This window comes from Thioalkalivibrio sp. ALE10 (assembly GCF_000381385.1).
Lineage (GTDB): Bacteria > Pseudomonadota > Gammaproteobacteria > Ectothiorhodospirales > Ectothiorhodospiraceae > Thioalkalivibrio.
The window spans coordinates 372,539-389,893 of record NZ_KB906450.1 but is presented as its reverse complement, the minus strand read 5'-3'; the positions used below and the strand labels follow the sequence as shown (position 1 = coordinate 389,893).

Sequence of the window (17,355 nt, the reverse complement as noted above, 5' to 3'; positions counted from 1 at the left end):
GCTGCGATCCCTTCCTGCACGCGTTCCTCACTTTCGGGGGCGACCCCGGAGACGGCCACCGGCGACGCCCCGTCCCGGCGGTCCCGAATGTACAATGCGCAACATTATCTACCCGACAGCCGACTTCGACCAACGATGACATCGCAACGCCGCGAACAAGCCTGGCATCCGGCCAACTGGGGACAGGCCCTGGCCACCGCCCTGCTGTGGCTGCTCGCCCGCCTGCCCTGGCGCTGGGCGATCCGCCTGGGCACCGGGCTGGGCCACCTGCTCTACTACCTGGCGCGGGACCGGCGCTACGTGGTGCGCCGCAACCTCGAGCTGTGTTTCCCGGACCTCGACCCGGAAGAACGCGAACGCTGGGTGCGCGCGAACTTCGGCTACACCGGTCGCGGGGTTGCCGAGGTGGCGCTGGGCTGGTTCGGCGGACCGGCGGTGGATCGCGTGCCGTGCCGCTTCCACGGGATGGAGCACCTGAAGGCGGCGCACGAGGCCGGTGACCCGGTGATCCTGCTGTCCGGGCATTTCTCCTGCATCGAGATGGCCGGTCGGCTGTTCGGCGCACAGGTACCGATGGCCGCGATCTACAAGCCCATGGACAAGAAACCGGTGCTGGAACGTGCCCTGCGTTACGGCCGCGAACGCAAGCTGGAGCGCGTGATCTCCAAGGACGACATCCGCGGGATCCTGCGCAAGCTGAAAAAGGGCGGGACCATCTGGTACGCCGGCGACCAGAACATGCGGCGCACCGAGCAGGTGTTCGCGCCGTTTTTCGGCATGCAGGCCTCCACGACCACCGGCCTGTCGCGGCTGGCACACATGGGCCGGGCGCGGGTGCTGCCGATGTTCTATTACGTAAACGACGCCGGCGACGGCTACGAGTTCGTGGTGGGGCCGCCGCTGGAGGACTACCCGAGCGAGGATCGCGCCCGCGACGCCGCCCGCATGAACGCGGTGCTGGAAGACGCGGTCCGGCACGCGCCGCAGCAGTATTTCTGGGCCCATCGACGGTTCAAGACCCAGCCCGAGGATGCACCCGACCCGTACCCGGGCCTGCGGACCAAGCATATCGGGCGCATGCCCTGGCAGAAGAACAAGAAAAAGAAGGCCCTGAAGAAAAAGCGCAAGAAGGCCGCCCGCGAACAGGGCCCGGACGATGCCTCCTGAGTACTCGGCCGACCGCCCGCTGATCGAGGCCCCGCCGGACGAGCTGTGCCTGCTGCGGCTGTCGGCCCTGGGTGACTGCACCCACGTCGTCCCGGTGGTACGCAGCCTTCAGGCCGCCTGGCCGCAGACCCGCATCACCTGGATCATCGGGCGGCTGGAACACCGGCTGCTGGAAGGACTGCCCGGGGTCGAATTCGTGGTCGTGGACAAGAACCGCGGCCGCCGCGCCTACGGCGACCTGCGCCGCGCCCTGCGCGGACGCCGCTTCGACGTGCTGCTGCAGATGCAGGTCTCGCTGCGCGCCAGCCTGCTGGGCCTGCAGGTTCCCGCGCGCCTGCGCCTGGGCTTCGACCGCCAGCGCGCGCGCGACTTCCAGTGGCTGTTCACCCGCCACCGCATCGTCCACCGCCCGCGCGAGCACGTGCTCGACGGCTTCTTCGGCTTCGCCGAGGCGCTGGGCGTGCGCGAACGCATCCTGCGCTGGGACATCCCGGTGCCGCGGGAGGCCCGGGCCCGGGCCGAACAGCACCTGCCCGCCGACCGACCCTGGCTCGCCATCAACCCGTGCTCCAGCGCGCGCTTTCGCAACTTCCGCAACTGGGCGCCCGAACGCTACGCGGCGGTCGCCGACCACGCCGCCGAACGCCACGGCATGGGCATCGTGCTGACCGGCGGCCCCACGCAGCTCGAGCGCGAATACGGCGAGGCCATCGCCGCGCAATGCCGCCATCCCGTCACCAACCTGGTCGGCCGGACCGACCTCAAGCAGCTGTTGGCCGTGCTCGAACGCGCGCAGGCCCTGGTCTCGCCCGACTCCGGCCCCGCCCACATGGCCAACGCGACGGGCACCCCGGTGATCGGCCTGTACGCCGGCTCGAATCCCGACCGCACCGGCCCCTATTGCAGCCGGCAATGGGTGGTCAACCAGTACCCCGAGGCCTGCCGGGCCGCGTTCGGCAAGCCGCCCGAAGACCTGCGCTGGGGCCGGCGCGTGCGTGACCCCGACGTGATGGAGCGCATCACGGTGGCCGAGGTAACCGAGCGCCTGGATGCCCTGCAGGCGAACCGTCCGAGCCAAATCTTGCCAAGCGCTTCCTGAGCCGACACCATTCAGGGATGTCGTTCGTAACGCGGAATATCGAGAACCTGCAGGTCCTCACCCACGCATACCTGCCCATGTGCCAGAAATACGGATGGCGCAGGGTCAACCCGGCTGGCTTGAAACGCATTGCCGTCTTCCCGAAGATCGGGATCCTTTTCAACCGGGTCAAGAAGAATGCCAACACCACCACGCTCGGAATCCTGACCGAACTCGAGACAGGTCGGACACCTCATCACAAGACCATAAAAAAAACCACGCCCATCCTCGGTTGCGAAAACCAGGCGCGCGCCCACCGAAATCTCGAAAAATACTCAATCATCACGGTCAAACGGAACCCGTATACCCGAGTCCTGTCCGCATTCCTCGAAAAGTTCCGCCACGAACGGTTCAGACACCGCCATGGTCAGTTTGACCTCACACCCGAGGGATTCGAATCCTTTTTGCGCTGGCTCGATGAAGGCGGCCTAACCAAAGACCCCCACTGGGACCTGCAAATCAAACTAATGGCACTCCCGCCAACCCTGTATGACACGGTCATCCGTTTCGAACATTTCGCGGACGATCTCCGACATCTACTTCAGGAACGCACCAACCAGCCCTTACCCTCTGCCCTGCATGCGACCTACGCCTCGGACAAGGACAAAGCCACGCGCGCGGCCTCACAGCTCAACGAATTCTATACAACCGAAGCCGTTCAGATCGTTCGCCGCATCTACCGGGTTGACTTTGACCAGCTGGAATACGACGACACCTCATTCCCATCTTCCTAAGGGGAGGCGGACCGCACGGATACACCGACAGCTATCTGCTTTTCAAACGGAAAAGTGAGTAAAAGTACAACGCGTACAGCGACGTTATCAGAGCCCGCCCCTCACTCTGCCCGATCCTTATATCGTTCATGAGCATTATCAAAAGCACCACGGTTGCACCAAACAGCCCCGCGAACAGCGCGGGAGAAATCACCGCCCGAAAGTACGACCGCACAACCCCCATGTAGAGCAACACGTGAAACGCCAGAAAAAGCGCCCCGCCAACCACACCGAAACTGGTCAGAATCTCCAGATATATGTTATGAAAGTGCCCGTAATCCAGACCCGCAGGATTCAGAATCATCGACCCGCTTCCACCTCCCCAACCGAATACGGGCCGATCCAGTATTGCCTCCAAGCCAACCAGCCACATCGCCACACGAGATCCGAAGGACCCCCCGATCTCGGCTGATGCCGACCAGTCCAGGTACAAAAATGCCTGAAGCGCTTCCCATTCTCTGCTGAAGCGCTCAACGAAATATTCCATATTACTAAAAACTACCGCCGCCAGAATCACCAGCGCGAGACCGGAAAGGAATATTGTGGCTTTATTCATTCCACCGACGGCACGGCTCGACAACCCATACAACAGCAGAACACCGAAACCAGCTGGAAATGCCAGCCAGGCGGTCCTTGAACCGGACGTGTACAACATCATCACGAGCCCCAGAAAGACCCCGGCACCAAGTATCCATTCCCAACCTCGCAGCCGCCCCTTCCGCTCGTAGAGGACCCACGAGAGCAAGCCCAGCATCAGCATACTGCTGAACATACCTAGATAATTCGGCGAATACCCCCAAACGGACCTGTCCCAGATCTCTCCATCCAGCAGCGCCCCTACATCACCATCCACCCCCACCCCAAAGAACAGGCCGACAACAAGGGTCACAAGGAACGGCTTGAGATGACCGGGGAAGCACCAGAGCCACCACCCCAGGAGGACAGACCACACACCCCCTACCCGAAGCCAATGATTCCAGTTGGGGTTTATCGAATCATCAAGCGCAGGGGCAAACTGGAGATAAACCAGGGAATGCAAAAGAATATAGCCTGTTATGCCGACAGCCAGCCAGAACACTGGCTCGCGTTTTATATCTGACCAGATACGCGGAAGAAGGAAAAGACTCCCGACTACCACCAGAAAGAGTCCCACATCGACAAGGGTAGTAGACCACGCCTGCGAGACCGCAAAAAGGTAGACCCCAAAGAAACCAACAACGATACCAACCCCATGAAACGACCGATAACGCCGCGCTTCCACGTCAGCCACCCTCAAGACTCACCCGCCGCAACGGAAGGGCGAAGCGCTCTGGCATACCGATACAGCTCGATATCATATGCACACATCTCGGAAACGCGATCACGAATCTCGGACGAATTTTTGATTTCCCGGGCGTACCGATCCGGAGCCGGGTTTCGCCGCTCGTGCGGGATCTTTATACGCGCGCCAACGAGGGCCTCAATCTGCTCCGCAAACAGCCTGATCTCATCCAGAAAGCCAACCCCATCAAGTTCATGAATGGCGGCCTTTGCCTGTTTCACTGCCGCTTCCGTCTCGTACACGCGATCAGCGCATCCCCCTGTGAGGTATCGAACATATGTCGTCGCCTGGGATCGGGCCTCAGGCGACGAAAGATAAGAATCGATATCCAGCGATGTACGCATGTGTGGGGTCGTCTTGAAGCGGTTATAGAGAAAATTCGAGATAAAACGATCCACCGGATCACGAAGACAGGTCAGGACCTGATATCCGGCTTTCTGCAAACTTCTGATGCCGCCTGTATACCACACATGCCCCGTGAGGTAGCGGGTCCCTGACTCGGCGGCGTAAAGTAGAAGATCCGAGCGCAGGCCCTGCATACGCTCCTCAAAACCAGGCGCGTTTATATCGTGGGTCCTTGCGGCGGCGTGTCGTGATTCGGCGGCCTTTACGTGATATCGCGACCCCCGATATCGGCGTCCCACCGCCTTCGCAATGGAACTCCCGCCGGTTTTGGGAATATGGAGAAAGACGATTGCCTGATCAGGAGAACGAAACATGGGACCCCACCTTGAGGAATCACGAATGACGGAGCGCGGACCGTAAAGGCGCCAGGGGCGAAGAACTGGTCCTAGCTCCAACAGGGTTGCACCCCGTTCTCCTGCAACTGATACGCGATCCTTGATCGCATGTCCGCCGGGCCCGGCCCCGATCGCGCGAGAATCCACCTGCGGTGGACAAAACGGACTTCCGCGGTGACCAACGACAGGCCGAGGACGAGGGCTGTATGGAAACGATGATTCCCATTGGGCACCTTAACCCAACGACCTTCGCGATCGACGGCGAGGCCGATTTCATCTGCGGCAAGGTTTGGCACATAACCACTGGCCTTCATACTTTGAAAAAGTGCGTGATATTGTCGGATATAAGCGTCGCCTTCCTCATCGGCCTTCCGCCTCGCTCGGTCGACACTGCGGCCCTTGTCGCGAAAATAGCGAACGAGGATTTCATGGCTGGCTTCAGGGTCAAACTGGTTATCGGCGAGCTCGCGGATAAGACGATAGCCGGGATGCTGGGTCACAGGGATGGTTCGCTGGTCCCAGTTCCCCGAACGAAGCATCTGGGGCTGCCCGAAACCGTTCAGACCAAAGCGAAGCTTGTCCCAGGGGCTACGACGGACGAATGATCGGGAGATATCCCGCGGATCGAGCGTAATCAGGAGCCGGCCGGTACTCACGATGAAACCGCCCGTCGGGACTTCAGGCGATCCCCGAGATAGTTTGGCAGGGCACGCGGCATGGCGCGAATCCAGGTAGCGCGACGGGGGACCTCGCGCCACTGCGTGGACAGACGCACCTGACTGTGCAGGGCGTACCGGATGTACTCCGCATAATGGCGTCGACGGGCCGAAGGTTTCAGATACGTCTGATGGTAGAGAAGGTCCGATTGCCAGTAGAGATACAGACCGCGAACGTTTCGCAGGCGCCGCTTCGAAGCCGTGCGTGTGAGCCCTCCTTCCTGAAATTCGACCTGCTGGAGAACCTCATTGATGAACCGGACCCGCCATCCCGCCGCAGAGAGCTGCTTCCACAGATAACTGGGGCGCACATGGTACTCACCGAGGATTTCGGGATACGGAAAATCACCAAGGACGTCCACGCGAAGGGCGTTTCGTTTTTCTCCGGTGACCCCGTACCGACCGATCATCTCCAGGTAATAACCATCGACGACGTCAGAGGGATAGGCGCTGCCGTGCAGGCGTCCCTCTCCGTCGCGGCAAAGGCCCTCGACACCCACAAAGCCCTCTCTCTCGTCCGGAGGGATCGCGCACCAGGCCTCATGCACCCGTGCCAGGCATTCCGGAAGCAGAATGTCGTCCGAGTCGAGCACCATCAGCAGTTCGCCATTCGCCAGCCCAACCGCCCGGTTGTGCGCGCGATGCTTGCCTCCGTTCGGCTGACGGTAGTACCGCACAGGAATGCCGGAATCTTCCGCCCATTCGTTCACCACCGTTTCAGTGTCGTCCTCGGACCCGTCATCGACCACCAGGATCTCGTAGTCCTGCAAGGTCTGCTCGCGTACACTGTCGAGCGCCCGGCGCAGGGTATGTGCACGGTTGTATGCCGGGATGAACACCGTGAAGGCGGGTGAATTTCGCATGAGCACAATACTACCAGAAGGCAAATGGCGCGCGCCCCGGCCAGATGCCTCCCTGCGCTACTGGTGGCGGGCACCAGCTACCCGATGAACGAATTCGCGACCGCCCCGGCCCCCATCGTGGAACGGCTTGAACGGCCAGCCGGCCAGGCCTGCATCTACGACGCCTCACGAATGGATCGCTGCGATCTTGCGCTGTTCGATCCCGTCTCCCCCGAACGACCGGGAGAGTGTTCCATGCTCGGGGACGGTCGCAGGCCGGTCCATCTCGTGCGCAGGGGTGGTCATGACTGGGTGCTACGGCACTACTGGCGCGGGGGGCTCATGGCGCATGTCCTTAGCGACCGGTACCTGAGAACGGGACTGGCCCGCAGCCGCCCCCTGCGGGAGTGGCGACTGTTGTGTACGTTGCATGAGCTCGGACTGGCGGTCCCGCGACCGGTGGCCGCCCGGGTCGAATTTCAAGGACCCTTCTGGAGGGGGGACCTGATCACGGAGTTGATACCCCATACCAGGACTCTTTTTGACGTAATCAAGAGCGAGGAGGACTCGCCCTCCACCTGGCACTCCGTGGGCCGCAGGATCGCGGCATTTCATCGCCACGGCGTCTGGCACGCGGACCTGAATGCACGCAACATACTGATCCAGAGAGGGAACAACGTCTGGCTCATCGACTGGGACAGAGGACGGCAAAATCCCGTCTGGAGCCTTTCGGGCAACCTGAAACGACTGGCGCGATCCCTGGAGAAATGGCCCGAAACCCGGGAACGGGCCCGAGAGGGCTGGACTCACCTGCTACAGGGTTACCACGAGGAAAGGAACCGCCATGGAGGATAAACGCCTGGCGGTTCTGGTCGCCTATACCGGAGACGGCGGCGTCGAAAAAATGATCAACCATCTGCTGCGCGGATTCGTGGATTCCGGCGTGACAGTGGATCTCCTGTTGCTCAAGGCGCGCGGGGGACACCTGAAGGGCATTCCCGAAGAAGTCAACGTCATCCGGATCAATGCGCTGACCTCCATTCTGGCACTGCCGGCGGTGGTCCGATACCTGCGTCGTGAACGCCCGGCAGCGCTTCTTGCCGCCAAGGATCGGGCCGGTCGCGTGGCGATCCTGGCACGAGCACTCGCCGGAGTGCCTGTACGTATCGTGCTGCGCATCGGGATGCACCTGTCCGGTTCTCTCCAGGGCAAGTCCCGGTGGCAGAAGCTGGCCCGTCATCTCCCCGTACGGTGGATATTCCCGCACGCGGACGCGATTGTGGCGGTAGCCCGTCCCGTTGCCGAGGACCTGGCCGAGATCGGCCGCCTGCCCCCCGAACGATTCCATGTCATTGCGAACCCCTCGATCCCGGCCGACCTGGAAACACTTGCACGTCAGCCCTTCGTGCATCCATGGCTGCCCCCTCGCCCTCGTGAGGTACCCGTGCTGGTCGCCGTTGGCCGTTTGAGGCCGCAAAAGGGTATGGACCTGCTGCTGAACGCCGTCGCCCGGGTACGGAAGAATCGGCAAGTCCGCCTCCTGGTAGCCGGCGATGGCCCGGATCGCAAACCACTGGAAGACGAAGCGAAGCAACTTGGAATCGATGACGTGGTGCAATTCACCGGCTTCGTGGAAAACCCCTACCCGCTCATGGGGGCTGCAGACGTGTTCGTGCTGCCCTCCCGTTTTGAAGGCTCCCCCAACGTCCTCGTCGAAGCGATGGCCCTGGGCACCCCGGTGGTAGCGACCGATTGCCCCAGCGGTCCCCGGGGCATCCTGCAAGATGGCCTTCTGGGCCCGCTGGTGCCGGTGGAGGACGTCATGGCCCTGGCCAGGGGGATCGAAGAAGCGATTGATCATCCCGCCCCGTCCGAGGACCTGCGCACTGCCGTGCGGCCATTCGAGGCGGAGCGAAGCAGTCGGGAATACCTGAGGGTACTGGACATCGAGCCGAGCTCACTCAACGCCCCGTGAACGGATACGCTTGACCGGAGACATCGCGGTTACAATACCGCCACCGATCCCTAGCAGCCCCGATCCATGCTGATTTCCTATCGCAAGAATTTCCTGTTCGTGCACATCGCCAAGACCGGCGGGACCAGTATCCGGGCGGCGCTGCGGCCGTATCGCTGGGGCGGCTGGTACAGCATCCCGCTGTGGGCGGCCAGCCAGGTCAGTCAGCTGACCCGGCCCCGGCACAAGCTGGGGCTGAAGTTTCCGCGCCACGCGAAGGCGATCGCGGCCAAGGAAATGCTGCCGGAGCCGGTCTACCGCGAGCTGTTCAAGTGCGCGATCGTGCGCAATCCCTGGGATCTGCAGGTCAGCTCCTGGCACCACATCCGGCGGGAGAAGCCGGAGGTCCTGGAAGGGGTCAAAACCTTCGGCGATTTCCTGCGGCTGAAGTTCGACCCCGAACGGCCGTATGACTACATGCTGGACACCTCGGCGGAGCTGCAGCACGAGTACATCGTCGATCTGCAGGGACGCGTGATCGTGGATTTCATCGGCCGCTACGAGAACCTGCACGAGGATTTCGCCACGATCTGTCAGCGCATCGGGATCCCGACGCCCGAGCTCCCGCATCTGCGCCGCGCCAGCGAACGCGACGACTACCGCAGCTACTACGACGACACCCTGGCGGAGATGGTGGCGCGGCATTACCGCCGCGACCTGGACCTGCTGGGCTACGAATTCGATGCCCCGACTTCCGCAAACCGGTGACCGCCCGGAGATCCCGGGCCTCGGGACCCTTGCGCTGGAGGACTGCCTCCACGAGTACCCGGGCAAGCGGCGGATCTATCGCGCCCGATTACCCGACGATCGGGCGGTAGTCGCCAAGTTCTATCTCGGGCGCATCGCGCAGTGGGCCGAATGGCGCCGTGGCACCCGCGGGGCACGCCGGCTGGAGGCGGCCGGCGTGCCGGCGCCGGCGCTGCACCACGCCGGCTACTGCCCGCAATACCGCGCGTGGCTGCTGGTTCTGGATCTGGTCGAGGCGGATACCCCCTGGCCACCGCCCGGCGGCGACCCCGGCCACGAGGCCCATGCCCGGCTGCTGGCCACCCTGGCCGAACACCACCGCGCCGGCGTCGTGCAGAACGATCTCAACTGGCTGAACTTCATCCCCCGCGACGGAAAGCTGTACGCGATCGACGGGGACCGGGTCCGGCGCCGCGCCGGGGCGCTGGCCCGCGGGCCCGCCCTGCGCCACCTCCAGCGGCTGTACGCCTCAAAGACCCGCGTGCCCGAGGCGCGCATCCGCGAGGGCTTCCGGCGCTACCACGAACTGCGCGGCTGGGACCCGAGCGAGGCCGAACTGGAGCGTTTCCTGCGCGCACTGCGCCACGCCCGCGTGCGCCATGCCCGCCGCGTTGCGCACCGCGCGGCACGCGGCTGGAAACACTACCCGCGCTTTCGCAGCGACGACCTCGGGATCATCCACGACCGGCGCAGCCTCACGCGCGAGCAGGCCGGCGAGATCGCCCGCCACCTGTACGCGACCGGCGAGCTGCCGGAGACCGTCGCCTCATCGGACACGCCCGAACTCTGCGCCCGGCGGATTGATGCACCCTGGCAGACCCTGCCCGCCCTGCTGCGCCCGGCCCTCACCCGCCGGACCGCGCGTCGGGTCTGGAGCCATGCGCTCACCCTCCGGCGGCTGGGGCTGGCGGCGCCACGGCCGGTGGCCGTGGTCGCCGCGGATCGCGGCATGATCTGGCTGGTCCAGGAAGCAATCGCGGACATGCACCCGCTGACGGACGGCGGCCCTCCGCCCGGTCCGGAAGCGGCCGAGACACTTTGGGCGGGTCTGCGAGACTACGGGATCCGGTTCCGCGGGCGGGACCCGCGCATGCTGGGCAGCGACGGCCAGGCGTTGTGGATCCTCGACCCGCTGCCGCTGGCCTTTGCCCGGCCGGGGGCGCGCGGTCTTCTGCGCGCCGCGCAGCGCGACCGGGAGTGGCTGCGGCAGGTCAGCGAGGCGCGCTGACCCGGCGCTGACGACGCGGGTGCGTCAGTCCAGACCCCAGCGACGCTCCTTGGCGTCGTTGGCCACGCGCCCGGGCCAGGCGATCACGTTCTGGATGCGCTGCATGTACGGCGGAATCACCTGCTTCCAGGCATCGTCCGGCCAGATCACGCTGCCCTCGGTCTTGCGGAAGACATCCGCCGAACCGATGTTGTGATGCGCCATCTCCGCCCAGGAGTCCAGCTGCGGGCGCTCGAACTCCAGCCCCAGGCGCTCCATCAGCTTCGGCAGCTGGTCCTCGGGGTCGTAGGCCAGCTTCTCGTAGTTCACCACGATGTGCGGCTCGTTGCGCAGCAGGCGGTACAGCCGCAGCGAACGGTGGGAATAGGAGAAGGTAGGGAGGTAGTTCTGCTGCTTGCGCTTGCGCAGCGACTGCGCCCGGCCACGCGGGTCGCGCAGCACGTGGATGGGCACCACGTCGATGTCGGGCGCGGCCATCAGCCGGCGCAGGCGCTGCACCGACTTGGAATTGTCGGTCACGAACGGCACCCCGCTGACCTCGGAGACCACCTCGAACAGCGTGCGGTTGTGCTCGTTGAAGCGCGCCGGGTCGCGCGCATGCACGTCCAGGGTCTCCAGATTGCAGCCCAGGCGCTCCTCCAGCCGGGCGTTGACCGCCGACCAGAACTCGCATGCCCAAAAGCTGGGCGCGCCGCAGGGGCAGGGATGCTTGCGCGCGTAATGCGCCAGGCGCCGGACCCCGCCCAGCGCGCGCACCTGGCTGTGCGCGTCCAGCAGGATGTCCAGCAGGGTCGAGCCGCTGCGGCCCATGCCCACGAGATAGAGTACTTTCATGTGTCGGTGTTGCCTCAGTAATGGCCCTGCCGGATCCGCTCCATCACCGCGCTGGTGGAGCAGCCGTCGACGAAGTCCAGCACCTCGACCCGGCCGCCGGCAGCGGTGACGGCATCATAACCCGCGATGTCTTCCGGCCTGTAGTCGCCACCCTTCACCAGCACGTCGGGCAGCACCTCGCCGATCAGCTCCGCCGGGGTGTCCTCGGCGAACGGCACCACCCAGTCCACTGCCGCCAGCCCGGCCAGCACGGCCATGCGGCCCTCCAGCGGGGTCACCGGTCGTCCGGCACCTTTCAGGCGCTGTACCGAGGCGTCGTCGTTGACCGCGACCACCAGCCGGTCGCCGCGTGCCCGGGCCTGCTCCAGATAGGCCACGTGCCCGGCATGCAGCAGGTCGAAGCAGCCGTTGGTCATCACGATGCGCTCGCCGGCGGCCCGCGCGCGCTCCAGCACGGCCATCAGCCCGGCGCGGGACAGGACGCCGCGATCGGCGCCCTCCGGCTCGTGCCGCGCCGCGCGCAGTTCGTCCGGCGATACCGTCGCGGTGCCCAGCTTGCCGACCACGATCCCGGCGGCGAGGTTGGCCAGATGCATCGCATCCTCCAGCGTCTCGCCGGCCGCCACCGCGGCCGCCAGCGTCGCGATCACCGTGTCGCCGGCACCGGTCACGTCGAACACCTCGCGTGCCCTGGCCGGCTGATGCACCGGCGGCCGGTCGGGACGGAACAGGGTCATGCCTTCCGCGCCGCGGGTGACCAGCAACGCCTCGATGCCGTGCTCGCGGAGCAGATCGGTGGCTGCGTGCTCCAGCGCCGCCGTGTCCGGACAGGGACCGGCCACGGCCTCCAGTTCCGCGAGATTGGGCGTGACCAGACTGGCGCCGCGGTAGGCGGAGAAATCGGTGCCCTTGGGGTCCACCAAGACCGGACGGCCGGCGGCCCGCGCCGCGCGGATCAGCGGCTGCGGGTCACGCAGCGCACCCTTGGCGTAGTCGGACAGCACCACCACCTGACAGTCGCGCAGCAACGGTTCGAAATCCGCCAGCAGGTCACCGGCCGTCGCCCCGGGGAAACCGTCCTCGAAATCCAGCCGGATCAGCTGCTGATGGCGACTGATGACCCGCAGCTTGGTGATGGTCGCGGCCCCCGACCGGCGGCGGAACTGGCAGCGCACGCCGGCCTCCTCCAGCAAGGCGGACAGATCGGCCGCGGCGGTGTCGTCACCGGTCACCCCCACCAGTTCGGGACACCCGCCCAGCGCGGCCAGGTTCAGGGCGACGTTGCCGGCCCCGCCCGGACGCTGCTCGATGTCGCGCACGTGCACCACGGGCACCGGGGCCTCCGGCGAGATGCGATCGGTCGCGCCGTGCCAGTAGCGATCCAGCATCAGGTCGCCGGCGACCAGCACGCGGGCCTGGTCCAGGGGAGGCAGGGTCATGGTCATGCGCTCGCGCCCGGGTTCCGTCGAGCGACAGTCCCGGGGCGCGAAATCAGTCGGCGGCGTCTTCGAGGATGTAGATCGTGCCGCAGTAGGGACACTGGTAGCGCCCGTCCTCGGTCTCGTCGATCGGGATGAACACCCGCGGATGCGAGGCCCACAGCGCGGCCTGCGGCATCGGGCAGTGCAGCGGCAGGTCCGCGCGCGTCACCCGCACGGAGGTCTCCGCGTTGGCGGTCTCGTACTGATCCTGATGTTTGGCGGTTTCGGGATTCACCATGGTCGGGTTCTCGCTCCGGGTCGGGGTCGCGCCGTTCAGACGTAGGTCAGCCAGTCCTGGTGCCGGGTGTCCCGGCCATGGACCACATCGAAATAACGCGACTGCAGCAGTTCGGTGATGGGACCGCGGCTGCCGGAGCCGATCGGCCGGTCGTCCACCTCGCGAATCGGGGTAACCTCGGCCGCGGTTCCGGTAAAGAAGGCCTCGTCGGCGATGTAGACCTCGTCGCGGGTGATGCGCTTCTCCACCACGCGGAAGCCTTCCTCGGCCGCCAGCTCGAGCACCGTGCGCCGGGTGATGCCGTCCAGCGCCGAGGTCAGGTCGGGGGTATAGATCACCCCGTCGCGGATGATGAAGATGTTCTCGCCACTGCCCTCGGCGACGTAGCCCTCGGTATCCAGCAGCATGGCCTCGTCGTAGCCACAGCGGGTGGCTTCCTGCAGGGCCATCATCGAGTTCATGTAGTTGCCGTTGGCCTTGGCCTTGCACATGGTCACGTTCACGTGGTGCCGGCTGAACGACGAGGTACGGATGCGGATGCCGTTCTCGATGCCGTCATCGCCGAGATAGCTGCCCCAACTCCAGGCCGCCACCATCACGTGCACCTCGAGGTTGTCGGCGCGCAGGCCCATGCCCTCGGAACCGAAGAAGGCCATCGGCCGCAGATAGGCGCTCTCGAGGTTGTTCTCGGTGATCGCCGCCTGCTGCGCGCGGTTCAGGCGCTCGGCGGTGAACGGCAGGGTCATGCCCAGGATCCGGGCGGAGTTGAACAGCCGCCGGGTGTGCTCCTCGAGGCGGAAGATGGCCGGTCCGTGATCGGTGGGATAGGCCCGCACGCCCTCGAACACCCCCATGCCGTAATGCAGGGTATGGGTCAGCACATGGGTCTTCGCATCCCGCCAGGGCACCATCTCGCCATCCAGCCAGATCACCCCGTCCCGGTCGGCCATCGACATCGCTTGTGTCCTCTGTTTCGTGTTGTTTCGTCGGGTCAGGCCCCGGAATCGACCTCGGATTCGCCCCCGGATTCGATATCGGGGCCGGCGTCGCCGAACACGCTCTCCCAGGCACGCATCACCCGCTCGCGCACCGCTTCCAGCTCCGCATCCGGCTGTTCCACGCGGGCGTCGCGCCCGGCCAGAGTCAAACGATGGATGCGGTTGCGCAGGTCGCGATAGGCATCGGCCAGTTCGCTGCTGAATCCGGCGTCGATCACCCCGCTGGCGCCCAGGGCCTCCAGGGTGCGGATCTTGTCCGGGTACTCGCAGACCGACGGATGCTCGTGCGCGGCAACCAGAACCCAGTATTGAACCATGAATTCGATGTCGGTGATACCGCCACGATCCCGCTTGAGGTGGAAGCCCTGACCCGGTTTCGACGCGTGCTCGGTCAGCATGCGCCGGCGCATCTCCACCACCTCGCGACGCAGCTCATCGGCATCGCGCGGGCGGGTCAGCACCTCGCGGCGCAGGGCGGCGAAGTCCTCGCCCAGCAGACGATCCCCGGCGACGAAACGCGCGCGCACCAGCGCCTGGTGCTCCCAGGTCCAGGCCGACTCGTCCTGATAGCGACGGAACGCCTCCAGCCCGGAAACCAGCAAACCGGCCGTACCCGAGGGGCGCAGCCGCGTGTCTACTTCGTACAGCCGCCCCGAGGCGGTGAACGCCCCCAGCAGGTGCACCACCCGCTGGGCGACCCGGGCGAAGAACTCGCTGTTGTCGATCACCTTCGGCCCGGCGGTGCGCGCGCTGGCGCTGTCGTCGCTGTCGTGCAGGAACACCACGTCGAGATCCGAACCGTAGCCCAGTTCGAAGCCGCCCAGCTTGCCGTAACCGATAACCGCGAAACGCGCCGGACGGCAGGCGCTGGCATCCTCGCCACACTGCGGCGCGCCGAAACGCTCCACCATGTGTTCCCAGGCCAGATGCAGCACCTGTTCCAGCAGCACCTCCGCCAGCCAGGTCAGATGGTCCGAGACCTTCATCAGGGGCAGGTAGCCGGTGATGTCGGCGGCCGCCACGCGCAGGGTCTGCACCTGTTTGAACTGCCGCAGGCGGTCCAGCATCTGCTCGTGGTCCTGCCCCGGGAAGCGCGCCAGCTCGTCTTCCAGTTCCGCCTGCAGGCCCTCGCGGTCGGGCGGGGCATACAGCGCGCGCGGATCCAGCAACTCGTCCAGCAGCAGCGGGTGCCGGGTCAGCTGGTCGCCGATCCACGGGCTCGCACCCACCAGACGCACCAGCTGTGACAGTGCCAGCGGGTTTTCCACCAGCAGCGACAGATACACCGAGCGCCGCGCGATGGTGCGGATCAGCTGCAGCGCCCGCGGCAGGACATCGTCGGGGGCATCCTGCTCGCCGATGGCCCCCAGCAACAGCGGCATCAGGCGGTCGAGGCGCTGGCGCCCGGTGGTGCTCATCGCGCGCACCCCGGGGCTTTCGCGCAGATCATGGATGCCGGCGAAGGCCGACCCGGGATCGTTGAAGCCGAGTCCGGCCAGCGCCTCACGGGCTTCCTCCTCGTTCAGGGTGCCCATCCACAGGCGCTGGATCTGCTGCTCGCGATCGGCCTCCGGCGAGTCCTCCATGCTTTCTTCGCCGGCACGCTGCGGGGCGACGAAGACCTGATCGAAATGGGCATGGACCCGGTGCTGTTCGCGTACCAGGGCGGCCTCGAAACTGCCCTCGTCCTCGAACCCCATGGCCAGCGCCAGGCGCGCGCGGTCATCGCCCTCGCGCGGCAGGCGGTGGGTCTGCTGGTCGTTGAGCATCTGCAGGCGGTTTTCCACCCGCCGCAGGAAGCGATAGCCGCGTTCCAGCTGCTCCACCACGTAGCCCGGCAGCAGCTCGCGCTCGCCCAGCACCCGCAGCACGCCCAGCAGGTCGCCCCGCTGCAGGGCCTGGTCGCGCCCGCCGCGGATCAACTGGAAGGCCTGGCCGATGAACTCGATCTCGCGGATGCCGCCCTCGCCGTGCTTCACGTCCTCGAACCGGCCCTTGCGCGCGGATTCGTCGTTGATCATCTGCTTGAGCTGGCGCAGGTTGGCCAGCGAGCCGTAATCCAGGTAGCGGCGATAGATGAACGGCCGCAGCCGACGCATCAGGCGTGCCCCGGCCTCGCCGTCGCCGGCAATCACCCGCGCCTTGATCAGCGCGTAGCGCTCCCACTCGCGGCCGTGGGCCTGGTAGTAGTCCTCCATCGCGTCGAAATGCATCACCAGCGGCCCGCTGTCGCCGAACGGCCGCAGGCGCATGTCCACGCGATAACAGAAGCCGTCCGCCGTCACCTCCGACAGCGCGGCGATCAGCGCCCGGCCGAGTCGCTGGAAATAGGTCGGGTTGTCCAGCGGCTTCGCGCCGTCGGTCTCGCCGTTGTCCTCGAAGGCAAAGATCAGGTCGATGTCCGAGGAGAAATTGAGCTCGCCGCCGCCCAGCTTGCCCAGCCCCAGCACCACCAGCGACTGCGGCGAACCGTCCTCGGCGCTGCGTGGCTGGCCGTGGCGCGCGCGGTACCGCGCATCCAGCCATCCCAGCGCCGCGCCGATCAGGCCGTCCGCCAGGCGGCTGAGGTCGTGCATCACCTCTTCCAGATCCGCCGCGCCGGCCAGATCCCGCCAGCCGATCCGCAGCAGCTCGCGGTGGCGCGTCTCGCGCAGGGCCCGGCGCAGGCCCTCCTCGTCCTCCGCGGCGTCCACCCGGGCCTGCAGGGCGGCATGAAAGTCCGCGTCGGTGCAGGCCGGCATGCGGCCCTCGGCATCCAGCGCCTCCAGCAGGTAGGCCGGATGGCGCCGCACCGTCTGCGCCAGGTAGTGGCTGAAGGCCAGCGGCCGGTGCTCGGCGGGGGGCGAGTCCGGCGCTATGCCTTCCGCGGGTTCCAACTCCTCCCACAGGCGCCGGATCTCGTCCTCCAGCGCGGCGGGCAGCGGGGCGGGGGTCTGCGGCAGTGGCTTGTCCATGGGTCTCAGATTAGGGAAACACCGATCGATGTGCACGTCCGGGTCGGGCCGCCGCGAGAAACAATCCGGATGATGGGACTTGACCACGGAAGCTAATACAAATAACAATCGTTCTCGCTTTTATGGCGAATCAACTACAGGAACCAACCGTCTCGAGGACCAAC

The 17,355-nt window shown here is 65.7% G+C and carries 16 protein-coding genes; 8 read left to right on the top strand and 8 right to left on the bottom strand.

The window, feature by feature from the left end:
- Positions 1-135: 135 nt before the first annotated feature.
- Genes F788_RS0101895 through F788_RS0101885 form a run of 3 tightly spaced genes read left to right on the top strand, consistent with a single transcriptional unit; the run spans position 136 to position 3,039 of the window.
- Positions 136-1,167: a lysophospholipid acyltransferase family protein gene (locus tag F788_RS0101895; protein WP_019589096.1), complete on the top strand. Its 1,032-nt coding sequence runs from the start codon at positions 136-138 to the stop codon at positions 1,165-1,167.
- The gene (locus F788_RS0101890; protein WP_019589095.1) at positions 1,157-2,266 is read left to right on the top strand and encodes a glycosyltransferase family 9 protein; all 1,110 of its coding nucleotides are present in this window, start codon (positions 1,157-1,159) and stop codon (positions 2,264-2,266) included. Before F788_RS0101895 ends, F788_RS0101890 begins: the two co-directional genes overlap by 11 nt.
- A 17-nt stretch (positions 2,267-2,283) precedes the next feature.
- Positions 2,284-3,039 (top strand): sulfotransferase family 2 domain-containing protein, encoded by a 756-nt coding sequence (locus F788_RS0101885; RefSeq protein ID WP_019589094.1) that lies wholly within the window; start codon positions 2,284-2,286, stop codon positions 3,037-3,039.
- A 31-nt stretch (positions 3,040-3,070) separates the two neighbouring features.
- Here the strand turns inward: F788_RS0101885 and F788_RS0101880 are convergent, their stop codons facing one another.
- Together F788_RS0101880 and F788_RS13545 are read right to left on the bottom strand one after the other, a co-directional pair.
- Positions 3,071-4,348 (bottom strand): O-antigen ligase, encoded by a 1,278-nt coding sequence (locus F788_RS0101880; protein ID WP_231372008.1) that lies wholly within the window; start codon positions 4,346-4,348, stop codon positions 3,071-3,073.
- Positions 4,349-4,350: 2 nt separating this feature from the next.
- Positions 4,351-5,118 carry a sulfotransferase family 2 domain-containing protein gene (locus F788_RS13545; protein WP_081617413.1) on the bottom strand — a complete coding sequence of 256 codons (768 nt, stop codon included), beginning with the start codon at positions 5,116-5,118 and terminating at the stop codon, positions 4,351-4,353.
- 227 nt (positions 5,119-5,345) lie between these two features.
- Between F788_RS13545 and F788_RS0101870 the strand changes: the two genes are divergently transcribed.
- Positions 5,346-5,744 (top strand): hypothetical protein, encoded by a 399-nt coding sequence (locus F788_RS0101870; RefSeq protein WP_019589092.1) that lies wholly within the window; start codon positions 5,346-5,348, stop codon positions 5,742-5,744.
- 47 nt (positions 5,745-5,791) lie between these two features.
- Here F788_RS0101870 and F788_RS0101865 read toward each other — a convergent pair whose 3' ends face one another.
- Positions 5,792-6,718 (bottom strand): glycosyltransferase family 2 protein, encoded by a 927-nt coding sequence (locus tag F788_RS0101865; RefSeq protein WP_019589091.1) that lies wholly within the window; start codon positions 6,716-6,718, stop codon positions 5,792-5,794.
- A gap of 24 nt (positions 6,719-6,742) precedes the next feature.
- Between F788_RS0101865 and F788_RS0101860 the strand changes: the two genes are divergently transcribed.
- From F788_RS0101860 to F788_RS0101845, 4 genes are all read left to right on the top strand, one after another.
- The gene (locus F788_RS0101860; RefSeq protein WP_018869781.1) at positions 6,743-7,552 is read left to right on the top strand and encodes a 3-deoxy-D-manno-octulosonic acid kinase; all 810 of its coding nucleotides are present in this window, start codon (positions 6,743-6,745) and stop codon (positions 7,550-7,552) included.
- Positions 7,542-8,672, top strand: coding sequence for a glycosyltransferase (locus F788_RS0101855; protein ID WP_019589089.1), 1,131 nt, complete (start codon positions 7,542-7,544; stop codon positions 8,670-8,672). Before F788_RS0101860 ends, F788_RS0101855 begins: the two co-directional genes overlap by 11 nt.
- A 66-nt stretch (positions 8,673-8,738) precedes the next feature.
- Positions 8,739-9,419, top strand: coding sequence for a sulfotransferase family 2 domain-containing protein (locus tag F788_RS0101850; RefSeq protein WP_019589088.1), 681 nt, complete (start codon positions 8,739-8,741; stop codon positions 9,417-9,419).
- A complete protein-coding gene (locus F788_RS0101845; protein ID WP_019589087.1) occupies positions 9,394-10,686 on the top strand; it encodes a hypothetical protein in 1,293 nt (430 codons plus the stop codon). The genes F788_RS0101850 and F788_RS0101845 overlap by 26 nt, the downstream gene beginning before the upstream one ends.
- Before the next feature lie 24 nt (positions 10,687-10,710).
- On the opposite strand, the gene F788_RS0101840 is transcribed toward F788_RS0101845, so the two are convergent.
- The 5 genes from F788_RS0101840 to glnE are packed head-to-tail and all read right to left on the bottom strand — an operon-like array spanning position 10,711 to position 17,191.
- Complete coding sequence (locus F788_RS0101840; RefSeq protein ID WP_019592832.1) at positions 10,711-11,520, bottom strand: sulfotransferase; 810 nt, start codon at positions 11,518-11,520, stop codon at positions 10,711-10,713.
- Between the two features lie 14 nt (positions 11,521-11,534).
- Complete coding sequence (gene hldE / locus F788_RS0101835; RefSeq protein ID WP_019589086.1) at positions 11,535-12,965, bottom strand: bifunctional D-glycero-beta-D-manno-heptose-7-phosphate kinase/D-glycero-beta-D-manno-heptose 1-phosphate adenylyltransferase HldE; 1,431 nt, start codon at positions 12,963-12,965, stop codon at positions 11,535-11,537.
- Between the two features lie 46 nt (positions 12,966-13,011).
- The gene (locus F788_RS0101830) at positions 13,012-13,239 is read right to left on the bottom strand and encodes a zinc-finger domain-containing protein (protein WP_019589085.1); all 228 of its coding nucleotides are present in this window, start codon (positions 13,237-13,239) and stop codon (positions 13,012-13,014) included.
- Between the two features lie 35 nt (positions 13,240-13,274).
- A complete protein-coding gene (locus F788_RS0101825; protein ID WP_019589084.1) occupies positions 13,275-14,195 on the bottom strand; it encodes a branched-chain amino acid transaminase in 921 nt (306 codons plus the stop codon).
- A 35-nt stretch (positions 14,196-14,230) separates the two neighbouring features.
- On the bottom strand, positions 14,231-17,191 hold the full coding sequence (gene glnE / locus F788_RS0101820) for a bifunctional [glutamate--ammonia ligase]-adenylyl-L-tyrosine phosphorylase/[glutamate--ammonia-ligase] adenylyltransferase (RefSeq protein ID WP_019589083.1): 2,961 nt from the start codon (positions 17,189-17,191) through the stop codon (positions 14,231-14,233).
- Positions 17,192-17,355 lie beyond the last annotated feature (164 nt).

Excerpts from the sequence above, each read along its gene's own strand:
- F788_RS0101895 (WP_019589096.1), top strand. The coding sequence starts at position 136 with ATGACATCGCAACGCCGCGAACAAGCCTGGCATCCGGCCAACTGGGGA.
- F788_RS0101890 (WP_019589095.1), top strand. The coding sequence starts at position 1,157 with ATGCCTCCTGAGTACTCGGCCGACCGCCCGCTGATCGAGGCCCCGCCG.
- F788_RS0101885 (WP_019589094.1), top strand. The coding sequence starts at position 2,284 with ATGTCGTTCGTAACGCGGAATATCGAGAACCTGCAGGTCCTCACCCAC.
- F788_RS13545 (WP_081617413.1), bottom strand. The coding sequence starts at position 5,118 with ATGTTTCGTTCTCCTGATCAGGCAATCGTCTTTCTCCATATTCCCAAA.
- F788_RS0101870 (WP_019589092.1), top strand. The coding sequence starts at position 5,346 with ATGGAAACGATGATTCCCATTGGGCACCTTAACCCAACGACCTTCGCG.
- F788_RS0101865 (WP_019589091.1), bottom strand. The coding sequence starts at position 6,718 with ATGCGAAATTCACCCGCCTTCACGGTGTTCATCCCGGCATACAACCGT.
- F788_RS0101860 (WP_018869781.1), top strand. The coding sequence starts at position 6,743 with ATGGCGCGCGCCCCGGCCAGATGCCTCCCTGCGCTACTGGTGGCGGGC.
- F788_RS0101855 (WP_019589089.1), top strand. The coding sequence starts at position 7,542 with ATGGAGGATAAACGCCTGGCGGTTCTGGTCGCCTATACCGGAGACGGC.
- F788_RS0101850 (WP_019589088.1), top strand. The coding sequence starts at position 8,739 with ATGCTGATTTCCTATCGCAAGAATTTCCTGTTCGTGCACATCGCCAAG.
- F788_RS0101845 (WP_019589087.1), top strand. The coding sequence starts at position 9,394 with ATGCCCCGACTTCCGCAAACCGGTGACCGCCCGGAGATCCCGGGCCTC.
- F788_RS0101840 (WP_019592832.1), bottom strand. The coding sequence starts at position 11,520 with ATGAAAGTACTCTATCTCGTGGGCATGGGCCGCAGCGGCTCGACCCTG.
- hldE (WP_019589086.1), bottom strand. The coding sequence starts at position 12,965 with ATGACCATGACCCTGCCTCCCCTGGACCAGGCCCGCGTGCTGGTCGCC.
- F788_RS0101830 (WP_019589085.1), bottom strand. The coding sequence starts at position 13,239 with ATGGTGAATCCCGAAACCGCCAAACATCAGGATCAGTACGAGACCGCC.
- F788_RS0101825 (WP_019589084.1), bottom strand. The coding sequence starts at position 14,195 with ATGTCGATGGCCGACCGGGACGGGGTGATCTGGCTGGATGGCGAGATG.
- glnE (WP_019589083.1), bottom strand. The coding sequence starts at position 17,191 with ATGGACAAGCCACTGCCGCAGACCCCCGCCCCGCTGCCCGCCGCGCTG.